The organism is Pontibacterium sp. (assembly GCF_041587635.1).
Classification (GTDB): Bacteria; Pseudomonadota; Gammaproteobacteria; order Pseudomonadales; family Balneatricaceae; genus Pontibacterium.
The window spans coordinates 1-13,493 of record NZ_JBFGYC010000051.1; the positions used below are offsets into that span (position 1 = coordinate 1).

The following is a 13,493-nucleotide window of genomic DNA, read 5'->3' on the forward strand; positions in this document are numbered from 1 at the left end:
CCGAGGCCCTTAATAAGCAAAAGCTAATTTGATGCGACCTATTGTCGCTTGCTGCCTGGCTTTAAAGCAGCCCATTAAACTAAGGAACAAAGACATACGATATTTTTTAATACCGGCCATTATTATTCACAGATATACAGAGCCACCAGCAATGACCGACAGGAACTGGATCACCTGCTGAAGCCTGGCCAGATCTATCTGGACGAGAAGATGTCGAATACCCCATGGGCACCAAGGGTGGTTACCAGACAACTTGCGTTTTCCAAGCGTCGCAAGTAACCGTAGAAAAGGTATTTTGACGGCGCTTTGAAACGAAAAAAGGCGGTTACAAACCGCCTTAAAAATCTGTGTATCCGTCTTGGTAAAAAGAAGCCCTCTTACGAGGGCTGAGCCAAGGGATTGGAAAACAGTGTGTTACAGTGCCAGGCGACGAATATCACTCAGCAGGCTGTTAACGTAAGTCAGGAACTTACCGGCATCACCACCGTTGATTGCGCGGTGATCGTAAGACAAGCACAGCGGCAGCATCTTACGTGGTTCAAACTCCTTGCCGTTCCAGCGCGGTTCGATATCCGCTTTGGAAACACCCAGGATTGCCACTTCCGGTGCGTTCACGATTGGGGTAAAGCCAGTACCACCGATACCACCCAGGCTGGAGATGGTGAAGCATGCGCCCTGCATCTCGTTTGGCTTGAGCTTACGGTCTTTCGCTTTGCCCGCCAGCTCGATCGCTTCCTGAGACAGCTCGTAGATGCTCTTCTTATCTGCATCCTTGATCACAGGAACCATCAGGCCGTTTGGTGTATCCACTGCGATACCGATGTTCACGTATTTCTTGTAAACGATGTGCTCACCGTCTGCATGCAGAGACGCGTTGAACTTCGGATACGTCTTCAAAGCAATCGCAATGGCTTTTAACATAAATGGCAGTGGCGTCAGTTTCACACCAGACTTAGCCGCCTCATCCTTCATGGATTTACGGAACTCTTCCAGCTCAGTGATATCAGCTTTATCAAACTGAGTCACATGCGGGATGTTCAACCAGCAGCGAGACATATTGTCGCGTGTGACTTTAGCGATCTTGGACAGTTTCTCAACTTCCACTTCACCAAACTTGCTGAAGTCCACTTCAGGGATAGCCGGGATACCGGAACCACCCGTTACCGTCGCAGCCGGCTTTTCTGCCAGTTTTTTCAGCGCAGCTTTCACATAGGCCTGAACGTCTTCTTTCAGGATACGGCCTTTTGGACCGGTACCGCTAACCTGTGACAACTCAACACCAAACTCACGCGCAACCGCACGTACCGCAGGGCCTGCATGTACTGAACGATTCTTCTTCTCCAGCGATGCCAGATCAACCGACTTATCAGCTTTTACCGGTGCAGACGCTTTAGACGGCGCAGCCACAGGAGCTGGCGCCGCTACCGGAGCCGGAGCTGCCGCTTGCGGAGCCGATGCTACAGGAGCACCCGCCACTTCCAGCCTCAGGATCAGATCACCTTCATTACAGGTGCCACCTTCACCAATGATCACCTCTTTAACGACACCCGCTTTTGGTGCTGGCACTTCCATCGATGCCTTATCCGTTTCCAGTGCGATCAAACCATCGCCTTCTTCGATGCTATCACCGGCTTTCACCAGCACTTCTACAACATCAACATCTTCAGAACCGGACAGGTCTGGAACCAGTACATCTTCAACACCACCAGCAACCGGAGCCGCAACTGGCGCAGGCGCAGCAGATTCAGCGGCCGGAGCCGGAGCTTCAGCAACAGGCGCTGGCGCTGCGCCACCCACTGAAAGCATCAGGATCAGATCACCTTCGTTGCATGTACCGCCTTCAGTCATAATGACTTCCTGGACGATACCACCCTTAGGAGCAGGCACTTCCATGGACGCTTTATCGGTTTCCAATGCGATCAGGCTGTCGCCCTCTTCGATGCTGTCACCGGCTTTCACCAGCACTTCAACCACATCCACATCTTCGGAACCGGACAGATCAGGTACACGCACTTCTTCAACAGCAGAGGCTGCAGCAGGAGCCACTGGCGCAGCGGCGGCTGCCGGAGCTGCCGCTGGCGCTTCTGCCACTGCTGCAGGAGCCTGTGCTTCTGCTGCCGCGCCGCCAACTTCCAGCTTCAGGATCAGATCACCTTCGTTACAAGTGCTGCCTTCCTGCATAATAATTTCTTTGACCACACCACCTTTCGGCGCAGGCACTTCCATTGATGCTTTGTCAGTTTCCAGCGCTAACAGGCTATCGCCTTCTTCAATGCTATCACCAACGTTCACCAGAATTTCAACGACATCTACATCGTCGGAACCGGACAGGTCTGGAACCAGTACGTCTTCAATATTGCTCACTTCGTTATCCTCCAATTAGCCTTTAGAAGTTCAGTCGACTTAAACAGTCCACGGCGCCGGTTTTTCCGGGTTAATGTTGAACTTCTGCATGGCTTTGGCGACGTCAGCAGCCTCAACCTTGCCCTCTTCCTGCAGTGCTTTCAGCGCTGCCAGGACAACGTAGTGACGGTTCACTTCGAAGAATTCACGCAGTTTGCTACGCGTATCAGAGCGACCAAAACCGTCGGTTCCCAGTACTTTATAGTTACGTGGGATGTATTCACGCAGCTGATCTGCGTACATACGCATATAGTCAGTGGATGCGATAACAGGGCCATCGCGACCTTCCAGACACTGAGCAACATAAGATGTGCGTGGTGCTTCAGTAGGGTGCATCATATTCCAGCGCTCAACTTCCTGTGCTTCGCGGCGCAGTTCGTTGATCGACGTAGTGCTCCAGATATCCGCTTCGATACCGTACTCGTCACGCAGAATCGTTGCTGCTTCGCGTACTTCACGCAAAATGGAACCACAGCCCATCAGCTGAACTTTCTTCTCAGCCGACTTACCTTCTTCCAGCAGGTACATACCTTTGATGATGCCTTCTTCAGCACCGGTTGGCATTGCTGGGTGGGAGTAGTTTTCATTCAGTGTAGTCACGTAGTAGAAAACGTTTTCCTGATCCTGATACATACGACGCAGACCATCCTGCACGATAACTGTCAGCTCATAGCCGTAAGTTGGGTCGTAAGATACACAGTTAGGAATCATCTGAGCCATCAGATGGCTGTGACCATCCTGATGCTGCAGACCTTCACCGTTCAGCGTTGTACGGCCGGATGTTGCACCGATCAGGAAACCGCGAGCCTGAGAGTCACCTGCAGCCCAGGTCAGGTCCATCACACGCTGGAAACCAAACATGGAGTAGAAGATGTAGAACGGCACCATCGTGCAGTTGTTGTTGGCATAAGATGTCGCTGCAGCCAACCACGCACAGAATGCACCGGATTCGTTGATACCTTCTTCCAGAATCTGGCCGGTCTTAGATTCCTTGTAGAACATGATCTGATCAGAGTCGTGCGGCACATAGCGCTGGCCCGCAGAGGTGTAGATACCCAGCTGACGGAACATACCTTCCATACCGAAGGTACGTGCTTCATCAGGCACGATTGGCACAACACGATCACCCATGTTTTTATCTTTCACCAATGTGCTCAACACACGGTTCAGAGACATCTGGGTCGACATCTCACGCTTACCACTCTCTTTCAGATTGTTAGAGAATGCTTCCAGCGCAGGCGTTTCAAGCTTTTCAAACTCAGTACGACGTACCGGATAGAAACCACCCAGTTTTTCACGACGATCAAGCATGTACTTCATTTCCGGAGAATCCGGAGACGGACGGTAGTACGGTACTTCCTTCAACTGATCATCAGCCAGCGGAATGTTAAAGCGATCACGGAAGTCTTTCAGATCATCCATCGCCACCTTCTTCATAGAGTGGGTGTCGTTTTTCGCTTCGCCGGATTTACCGGTACCATAACCTTTAACAGTCTGAGCCAGAATAACGGTAGGCTGACCTTTGTGATTCATTGCCTGCTGGTAAGCGGCATACACTTTATAAGGATCGTGACCACCACGGTTCAGATTCATGATCTCTTCATCGGACATGTCGCTGACCATTTCCAGCAACTCTGGGTATTTACCGAAGAAATGTTCACGGGTGTACGCGCCGCCGTTGGCTTTATAGTTCTGCAACTCACCGTCGCAGACTTCGTCCATACGTTTCTGTAGCAGACCTTTGTCGTCTTTCTCAAACAGTGGATCCCAGTGACGGCCCCACAGACATTTCACGACATTCCAGCCAGCACCGCGGAACACACCTTCCAGTTCCTGTACGATCTTGCCGTTACCACGAACCGGACCATCCAGACGCTGCAGGTTACAGTTAACAACGAACACCAGGTTTTCCAGCTGTTCGCGGCCTGCCAGAGAGATAGCACCCAGGGATTCCGGCTCATCACACTCGCCATCACCCAGGAACGCCCATACCTTACGGTCAGCACGATTAATCAGGCTACGCGCAGACAAATAACGCATAACGTGTGCCTGATAGATAGCCTGAATCGGGCCCAGACCCATGGATACCGTTGGGAACTGCCAGAAATCAGGCATCAACCAAGGGTGAGGATAAGAAGACAGACCTTTACCATCTACTTCGCGACGGTAGTTATCCATCTGTTCTTCAGTCAAACGACCTTCAAGGTATGCGCGTGAGTAGATACCCGGTGCGATGTGTCCCTGAAAGAACACCATGTCAGCATCCTGACCGCCATCGTTACCACGGAAGAAGTAGTTGAAACCGATATCATAGAGTGTTGCGGAAGAGGAGAAGGAGGAGATGTGACCGCCAAGACCTTCATCATTGTCATTGGCGCGCATAACCATCGCCATCGCATTCCAACGAATAAAGGAACGGATACGACGTTCCATAAACAGGTCACCCGGCATGCGGGCTTCGTCTCTTGGTGCGATCGTGTTGCGGTACGGGGTTGTCAGCGTTGACTGAGAGCCTACTCCCATGTCAGCGGCTTTTTTGCCCAGCTCACTCAGGATGAAACGCGCGCGGTCATCGCCTTCATTTTTGGCAACTGACTCCAGGGCCTCCAGCCACTCTTGCGTTTCTACAGGATCGAGATCTTCGATGAAATCTTGCACTTTGCCTTCTCCACTCGGAATTTACGCAGAAATTCTTAACAGCTCTAATTTGTGCGGCCCAGCCACCATGCTGCACCGCAACAAAGCCATCGTTCTTTTTGTGTCGTTATTATATTTGTAGTAATACTACATAATAGTGACTAAAAAGTCTACAGCAGGTCGAGATCGGACTTTTCTTGTAGTATTTATACAACTATAGCTCAGGTGAGATATTTGCACGCCTCAATGCACGCTCCAAACGGGTGTTTTCCTTCTGTCCTTCCAACAATGCATCCTCAACATAAGCCAGATGATGATGAGCTGCTTCGCGTGCTTTTTCAGGTTCACCGGAAAGAATCGCATCCATCAGCACTTTGTGCTGACAATGAATCTTTTCGCGATAATCCGCTTTAGGGTAAATATTCTGCAAGTTATCCCAGACGTGCTGACGCAACAGACTAAATAGCGCACGCATCATATGCAGCAATACCATATTGTGTGTGGATTCAGCGATCGCCAAATGAAAATCCACATCTGCGTACACTTCCTTATCAAACTGCTTAGTCTCGTGATAGTGCTCCAGGTCTGAATAACACTGCTTAATCGCTTCCTTATCAGCAGGTGTACTTCTCAGCGCAGCGTAGTATGCCGTAACCCCCTCAAGCGCATGACGAAATTCAAGGAGATCGTACTGGGCTTCCGGATGGGTACGGAACAACTCCAGCAACGGATCAGAAAAAGACCCTCCCAGATCCTCGGCTACAAACGTGCCTCCGCCCTGACGACTGATCAACAATCCTTTCGCGACCAACTTTTGTACCGCTTCGCGCAAAGACGGGCGAGAAACCTCAAACTGCTTTGCCAACTCCCGCTCTGGCGGCAAGCGCTGACCCGGCTTCAAGCTACCCTCTAAAATCATGGCTTCTAACTGCTCCATGATTACATCTGAAATTTTGGGCTGCTTAACCCGTTGATATGCCATGCAAAATAACTCCCATAACTGCATTGGTAAGACCAATAGTGTAATCACTTCAACATACAGTTTTCAAAAATTCGACGCACACTATTAATCATCGTTATACACCAATCGCACCACAAATTGGTATTACCAATCCTACTGAATAAATCATATTCGATCAATTTTCAACCAAAACCTCCTGGACTGCACTATTTTCAGTATATAGACCGATAGAAGAGAAATTGATTGACAAATGATCACCTAAGAAAATAAAGTACAAAACCATAAGCTGGTAAATTGGTAATACCAATCTAGCAGCAAGTAGATAGATTTACAGTATTTCTGTCCAAACGGCTCTAATAAAAACAACTAAACATCTAGAGGATGTGTCATGAAAAAGTTTGCTAAGTCCATGATTTCCGTAGCAATTATGAGTGCAGCTATCGCGAGTGTTTCTGCTCCTGCGCAGGCTGCTGACAAACTGCTACTGAAAACTCCTATCGCTTTCGGTACTCACCTTCCTGCACTGGGCACGCCAATCGCATGGGTAGCAGATCAGCTGAAACTGGTCAGCGATGGCAAAGTAAAAATGAAAGTTTACGAGCCAGGCAAACTGGTCAGCCCTCCAGAAATTCTAGATGCAGTTTCCTCTGGTAAAGTGAACTCCGGTTACTCCACTGCGGGTTACTGGCAGGGCAAGATGCCTGCAGCAGCACTGTTCTCCGCTGTACCTTTCGGCCCGGAAGCTGGCGAATACATGGCATGGCTGTACTACGGTAACGGCATGAGCCTGTATCAGGAGATGTATGACACCGCGGGCTACAACGTAAAAGTAATGCCTTGCGCAATCATCTCTCCAGAAACATCCGGCTGGTTCTCTAAGCCAATCGAAAAACCTGAAGACCTGAAAGGTCTGAACATGCGCTTCTTCGGCCTGGGTGCTTCCGTCATGGAAAAACTGGGCGTAGGTACTGTTCAGCTGCCAGGCGGTGAAATCTTTGGCGCACTGGAGAAAGGTGCAATCGACGCGACTGAATTCTCTCAGCCTGCTATCGACCAGCGTTTGGGCCTGCACAAAATTGTTAAGTACAACTACTTCCCTGGCTGGCACCAGCAGGCAACTGACTTCGAACTGCTGATCAACAAAGACACCTGGGGCAAGATGTCCAAAGGACAGCAGGCGCTGGTAGAAACCACCTGTAAAGCATCCATGACCAATGCGATCGCTGAAGGTGAAGCGATGCAGTTTGAAGTGATGCAGAAAGCGTCTGAAAACGGTGTTGAGATCCGTTACTGGAACCAGACCATGCTGGATACCTTCAAAACCAAATGGGACGAAGTTGTCGCAGAGAAAACCGCAGCTGATCCTTTCTTCAACAAAGTATGGCAAGACCTGAGCACCTTCCGTAAAGGCTACGACCTGTGGGAAGCAAACGCATTCCTGCCACGCGCTCAGAAGTAAGTTCATAACACTTCTATAAGGCGCCGCTGAGTTTCAGTAGCGTCCTTAGCTCAACGGGCCTTCGGGCCCGTCTGCATTCCCAGGGATTGGGCGCCATAACAACAAAGACTGTGTATAAAGGGTGGGTATTCCTGTGACTGAAAACGAAAAGCTTCCATCAGTGCCGCTGGCCGATGGCATTGATCGCTTTATTCAGCGCATCGGCTTAACTGTTGCCTGGGCTTATGTAGCACTGGTACTGGTTATTATTCTTCAGGTTGTATTGCGTAAAGGTTTTGCCAGCGGACTGATCGCGTTGGAAGAGCTGCAATGGCATCTCTATGCAGTGGGTGTGATGTTTGGCCTGTCATATGCACAGACAACCAACTCCCATATTCGTGTTGACCTGTTTTATTCCTCTTTCCGTGCAAAAACTAAGTACGTGATTGAGATCCTCGGCATTTTGCTTCTGGTTATGCCATTTATTGCGATTGTTTTCTTCCATAGTCTCGATTTTGTCGCCGACTCCTGGCGCATCAACGAACACTCCTCCGCACCTTCCGGCTTGGGATGGCGCTGGCTAATCAAGAGCACGATTCCTATATCTTTTGCTCTGCTTGCCCTAGCGATGGTTTCCCGCCTGATTCGTGACTTTACCCTGCTGATGCGAGGAGATGCTTAATGGACATCAATGAGATTCTTGTTATTGCGATGTTCCTGTCGTTCATCGCCCTGCTGTTTACCGGCATCCCTGTTGCTTGGGTATTAGGTGGTATCGGCGTTATTTTTGCGGGTATCGGCTTTCTCGCAGATATGTATATGGACACGATGACCGGTCTGGATTACACCACACTGGGTCTGGTCGTGAACCGTCTTTGGAAAATCATGGATAACTGGATATTGGTGGCCCTGCCAATGTTCATCTTCATGGGCATCATGCTGGATAAATCCGGCGTGGCTGAGCGCCTGATGCAATCCATGCAGGAACTGTTTGGTCGTGTACGTGGTGGCCTGGCGATTACTGTGACGGCGATCGGTATTATTCTTGCGGCATCTACCGGCATTATCGGCGCATCCGTTGTGCTTCTGGCTGTAATGTCTCTGCCATCAATGACCAAGCAGGGTTACGCAATGCCACTGGCATTGGGTACCATCGCATCGGCCGGTACTCTGGGTATTTTGATCCCACCAAGTATCATGCTGGTGATCATGGCCGACCAGTTGGGTCTGTCTGTTGGTGACCTGTTTATGGGCGCGGTATTCCCGGGTCTGATGCTGGGCGGTTTCTACATCCTGTACATTCTTATCACGGGTATTGTTAAGCCTGACGCTGCACCGATTCCACCGGACGCTAAGCCGATCACTATGAACGCTTTCATGAACGTTATGAAAGCCGTTCTGCCAACACTGGCACTGATCTTCGTCGTACTGGGTTCTATCTTCGCAGGCATTGCCACACCAACCGAGGCTTCCGGTGTCGGTGCGTTTGGTGCCACTATGCTGGCTCTGTACAACCGCAAGTTCAACTTCAAAGTACTGAAAGAAGTTGTGGGCGGCACCATGAATACAACCGCCTATATCTTTGCGATCTTTATCGGTGCAACCTGTTTCGCACTGGTATTACGTGAGCTGGGTGGTGACGAGTTGATTGAGTCGTTCCTGACCGGTCTGCCATTTGGTCCTTACGGCATTATCTTCTTTATTCTGGGTGTTATCTTCCTGCTGGGCTTCTTCTTGGACTGGATCGAAATCACGCTGATTATCCTGCCTTTACTTGCACCGGTCATATCGGCACTTGGACTGGATATCGACGGCTACGGCGTTGTGGATAACCCAGAACTGGTCTGGTTCGTCATGCTTGTGGCGATGGCGTTACAAACATCGTTCTTAACACCGCCCGTCGGATTCGCGCTGTTCTACCTCAAGGGTGTCTGCCCTCCGAACGTGCAGCTGCGCGATATCTACAAAGGCGTTATCCCATTCATCATTCTTCAGCTGATTGGCCTGCTGATTCTGGTTTTCTGGCCACAACTCGTCCTGTGGCTGCCAGCTACGGCTTACGGCTAACACGGCCAAACCTTTGGCCACCCTACTTCCCGCGTAGTGGTGGCCTTTTTTACGATATAAAAATACGACATAAAAATAACTGCTTGTTAAAAAGCAGAAGAGCGTTGGTGAGGTTAATGGGCTATGAAACAGCAGTATCAGGCGTTTCATGATCAACTGAAATCGTTTATTCCAGACACACGTCTGATCAGCGATCCACTTAGAACCCTGGCATATGGAACTGATGCCAGCTTTTATCGCCTTATTCCGCAGATCGTAGTGCGCGTAGAGTCTGCTGATGAAGTATCCCGTATTGTCACTCTGGCCGCTGATAGCGGTATTCCGGTCACTTTCCGTGCAGCCGGCACGAGTCTATCCGGTCAGGCAATTACCGATTCCGTACTCATCCAGTTAGGGGATGGCTGGAATAACTACGAAATCAGCGATGACGCCAGTTCCATCAAGTTGCAGCCCGGTGTTATTGGCGGTCACGCAAACAAATATCTGGCGCCGTTTAACAAAAAAATCGGCCCTGATCCGGCATCTATAAATGCCGCTAAAATTGGCGGAATTGCAGCAAACAATGCCAGCGGCATGTGCTGTGGTACTGCACAGAATAGCTATCGAACACTCCAAAGTATGAAACTGGTGCTGGCAGACGGTACACAACTGGATACCGGTTGTGAGCAGTCGTTAGCCGCGTTCCGCACATCACATAAAGGACTTCTGGATGCGCTTGATGCACTCGCGCGCCAGACTCGCCAAAACGATGCCTTACGTGATCGTATCAATCATAAGTATCGCCTGAAAAATACCACTGGTTATTCTCTGAATGCGCTGGTCGACTACGAAGATCCGGTTGAGATTCTGCAGCATCTGATGATCGGTTCCGAAGGTACGCTCGGTTTTATGTCCGAAATTACCTACCAGACCGTTGATGAGTTCCCGGACAAAGCATCAGCACTGATCTTCTTCGACACAGTCCGTACGACCTGTGAAGCGGTTGCGATTCTAAAGGATACGCCAGTCTCAGCTGTTGAGCTGATTGACCGCGCAGGCCTTCACTCTATTGAGAATAAAGAGGGCTTGCCTGCGTTTATCCGTGATCTGCCTGAAGATGCCGCGGCCCTGCTGATTGAAACACGTGCCTCAAAAGCGGAATTACTCACTGGTCAGGTCGAAGAGATCAAAGCATCGATCTCTCACCTGAAAACCTCAAAAGCGGTTGAGTTCACCACCGACCCCGAGGAGTATGCTAAGTACTGGGCGATTCGAAAAGGCCTGTTCCCTGCAGTGGGTGCGGTGCGTATGACCGGCACCACGGTCATCATCGAAGACGTGGCCTTCCCGGTTGAACAACTGGCAGATGCGGTACATGACCTGCACCAGATTTTTGAAAAATACCATTACGATGAAGCACTGATCTTTGGTCATGCCCTTGAGGGTAACTTGCACTTTGTTTTCACTCAGGCATTTGATAACGAAGAAGAACTAGCGCGTTACGAAGGGCTGATGGATGACGTCGGTAAGATGGTGGTGGGTAAATACGACGGCTCTCTGAAAGCGGAACACGGTACAGGCCGTAACATGGCACCGTATGTTGAAATGGAATGGGGAGCTGACGCCTACACATTGATGTGGGAGTTGAAGGAACTGCTTGATCCACAAGAGATCCTTAATCCCGGCGTTATCCTCAACCGCAATAAGCAGGTGCACCTGGAAAACCTTAAACCGATGCCTGCGGCTGATCCGATTGTGGATAAGTGCATAGAGTGTGGTTTCTGTGAACCCACGTGCCCGTCGCGTGACCTGACTTTGAGCCCGCGTCAACGGATTGTGATCTGGCGGGAAATTGCCCGACTGGAAGCCAGCAAAGAAGACCCCGAACGCCTGGCTAACTTGCGCAAAGAGTACCAATATCAAGGTACCGATACCTGCGCAGCCTGCGGCTTGTGCTCCACCACCTGTCCGGTCGGCATCAACACCGGCAACCTGACACGTTCGATCCGCAGTCGGGACAATGAGAATCACACCAAACTGGCACAGTGGGTTGCCGATCATTACGGCGGCATCACCACAGCAACCAAAGCGGCCTTTAAAGTTGCCGATGCTACGCATGCCATTCTGGGTACCAAGGCGATGTCTGCGGTGACCGGTTTTGCCCGCAAGGCAACTGGCGGAGCTGTGCAGCAATGGACACCGTCCCTGCCAACCGCAGCACCCAAGATCGATACAACAAAACGGATCTCAAACCCTACTGCACCTAAGGTGGTTTATCTGCCGAGTTGCGCCAGCCGCACCATGGGCCCGGCGCGGGGTGATGAGGATCGTACATCTCTGGCAGATAAAACCGAAGCCCTGCTGCGTAAAGCGGGTTTCGAAGTGATCTATCCTGACGATATGGATAAGTTGTGCTGCGGTATGCCATTCCAGTCCAAGGGGATGTTTGACGCGGCGGATTCTAAATCCAACGAAATCGAACAAATTCTGATGCAGGTAACTAACAACGGCGAAATTCCGGTCTACTCCGATACCAGCCCTTGCACCCTGCGTCTGCGTGAGAACATCAGTGAAGAGATCAAACTCTTTGATACCGTCGATTTCATCGACCAGTTCCTGATGGACCGCCTGCTGTTTGAACCGACCGATGAACCGGTCGCACTGCACATCACCTGTAGCGCAACCCGTATGGGACAAGCAGAAAAACTGAAACGTATTATGAATGCCTGCTCTACTGCAGTCGTGGTTCCTGACCAGATCACCTGCTGTGGCTTCGCAGGAGATAAAGGCTTTAGTACACCGGAACTGAATGCATCAGCCCTGCGTACACTCAAAGACAGTGTCAGCGAATGTAGCACGGGCTATTCCACCAGCCGGACCTGCGAAATTGGCCTTAGCCACCACAGCGGTATCGACTATAAATCAATTGTTTATCTGGTCGATCGGGTGACTCAGCCCAAATTGAGCACCACGGCCAGCACCGATGAAAACCAACGTATTCAGGCTGCTTCGGCCTGAATACTCAGCAGAGGAATTAACGATGGCACTTCCAGCGATGAACACCATCCTGTACACCACGTCCTTAGGCAAACACACCCGTCCGGTTTTCCGTCATGCGGTAAATCTGGCCAATCAGTTCAACGCTAAAATCGTCATGCTGCATGTGGTTGAGCCTATCGGCGAACTGGGCCACGCGCTGATCCAGAACTATCTGGATGAAAATCTGGTTAAGAAGATGCACGACGAAGGCATCAATGCGATTAAAGATCAGATGCGTGAACGTGTTGCAGCCTTTTGCGAAGATGAATTGGCGAGTCTTCCTGCCCCGGTCGAGCTGAACATCGAACATGTTGTCATTGAAGGTAATCACACCGATTCCATCCTGCGTGAAGCAAAAACGATTAGCGCAGATATGATTGTTATCGGCTCTGAAAATACCTTCGGTCATCATAGTCATACTGCACAGCAAGTGGTAAAAAGCGCTAAAGTCCCAGTACTTGTAGTGCCTACCGGTAAAAAGTTCGCCTGATTACCCCCTCTGAGGACACACCGTAATGGAAGACACTTCACTGCTACTCATAGAGCGTATCTTTCTCACGGTGTTTACTCTGGTGGCGATTGTATCGGTTGGATTTTTCTACGGTCGTGCCCGTAAACCCGATATGTCCACCGCTAACCAGATCAATATGGATCTGTTTTGTCCGGCTCTGATCTTCTCCGTACTGTCGTCTAAATCATTTGATCTGGCGACCTATCAGAATCTGGCGATTGGCGCTGCTGTCGTCGTATTAGGTTCTGGCCTGCTACTCTGGCCTCTGTGCCGTATTATTGGCGTCAAAGCAAAAACGTTTTTGCCGCCGATGATGTTTAGCAACAGTGGCAACCTGGGTCTACCGCTGATCGTACTCGCTTTTGGTGAAGAAGCCCTGCCGGTTGCGGTGTTGCTTTTCCTCATTGAGAACACGCTGCATTTTTCTGTCGGCGTCTACCTGCTGGACCATCGCACCC

9 protein-coding genes are annotated in these 13,493 nt (G+C 50.4%); 6 read left to right on the top strand and 3 right to left on the bottom strand.

Annotation, left to right across the window (positions count from 1 at the left end; genetic code table 11):
• Nucleotides 1-414: 414 nt before the first annotated feature.
• From aceF to pdhR, 3 genes are all read right to left on the bottom strand, one after another.
• The gene (gene aceF / locus ABYW01_RS04715) at nt 415-2,364 is read right to left on the bottom strand and encodes a dihydrolipoyllysine-residue acetyltransferase (RefSeq protein ID WP_372831361.1); all 1,950 of its coding nucleotides are present in this window, start codon (nt 2,362-2,364) and stop codon (nt 415-417) included.
• Between the two features lie 39 nt (nt 2,365-2,403).
• Nucleotides 2,404-5,061, bottom strand: a complete 2,658-nt coding sequence (gene aceE / locus ABYW01_RS04720) for a pyruvate dehydrogenase (acetyl-transferring), homodimeric type (RefSeq protein ID WP_372831362.1) — start codon at nt 5,059-5,061, stop codon at nt 2,404-2,406.
• A gap of 193 nt (nt 5,062-5,254) precedes the next feature.
• On the bottom strand, nt 5,255-6,022 hold the full coding sequence (pdhR, locus tag ABYW01_RS04725) for a pyruvate dehydrogenase complex transcriptional repressor PdhR (protein ID WP_193952084.1): 768 nt from the start codon (nt 6,020-6,022) through the stop codon (nt 5,255-5,257).
• Nucleotides 6,023-6,389: 367 nt separating this feature from the next.
• Between pdhR and ABYW01_RS04730 the strand changes: the two genes are divergently transcribed.
• The 6 genes from ABYW01_RS04730 to ABYW01_RS04755 form a co-directional block, all read left to right on the top strand.
• On the top strand, nt 6,390-7,460 hold the full coding sequence (locus ABYW01_RS04730) for a TRAP transporter substrate-binding protein (RefSeq protein ID WP_372831363.1): 1,071 nt from the start codon (nt 6,390-6,392) through the stop codon (nt 7,458-7,460).
• A 133-nt stretch (nt 7,461-7,593) separates the two neighbouring features.
• Nucleotides 7,594-8,121: a TRAP transporter small permease subunit gene (locus tag ABYW01_RS04735; RefSeq protein WP_372831364.1), complete on the top strand. Its 528-nt coding sequence runs from the start codon at nt 7,594-7,596 to the stop codon at nt 8,119-8,121.
• On the top strand, nt 8,121-9,506 hold the full coding sequence (locus ABYW01_RS04740; RefSeq protein ID WP_372831365.1) for a TRAP transporter large permease subunit: 1,386 nt from the start codon (nt 8,121-8,123) through the stop codon (nt 9,504-9,506). The genes ABYW01_RS04735 and ABYW01_RS04740 overlap by 1 nt, the downstream gene beginning before the upstream one ends.
• Before the next feature lie 123 nt (nt 9,507-9,629).
• Nucleotides 9,630-12,503: an FAD-binding and (Fe-S)-binding domain-containing protein gene (locus ABYW01_RS04745; protein ID WP_372831366.1), complete on the top strand. Its 2,874-nt coding sequence runs from the start codon at nt 9,630-9,632 to the stop codon at nt 12,501-12,503.
• A gap of 22 nt (nt 12,504-12,525) precedes the next feature.
• On the top strand, nt 12,526-13,014 hold the full coding sequence (locus tag ABYW01_RS04750) for a universal stress protein (protein WP_372831367.1): 489 nt from the start codon (nt 12,526-12,528) through the stop codon (nt 13,012-13,014).
• 25 nt (nt 13,015-13,039) lie between these two features.
• Nucleotides 13,040-13,493: AEC family transporter (locus tag ABYW01_RS04755; RefSeq protein ID WP_372831368.1), on the top strand; the 454-nt coding region annotated here is incomplete at its 3' end.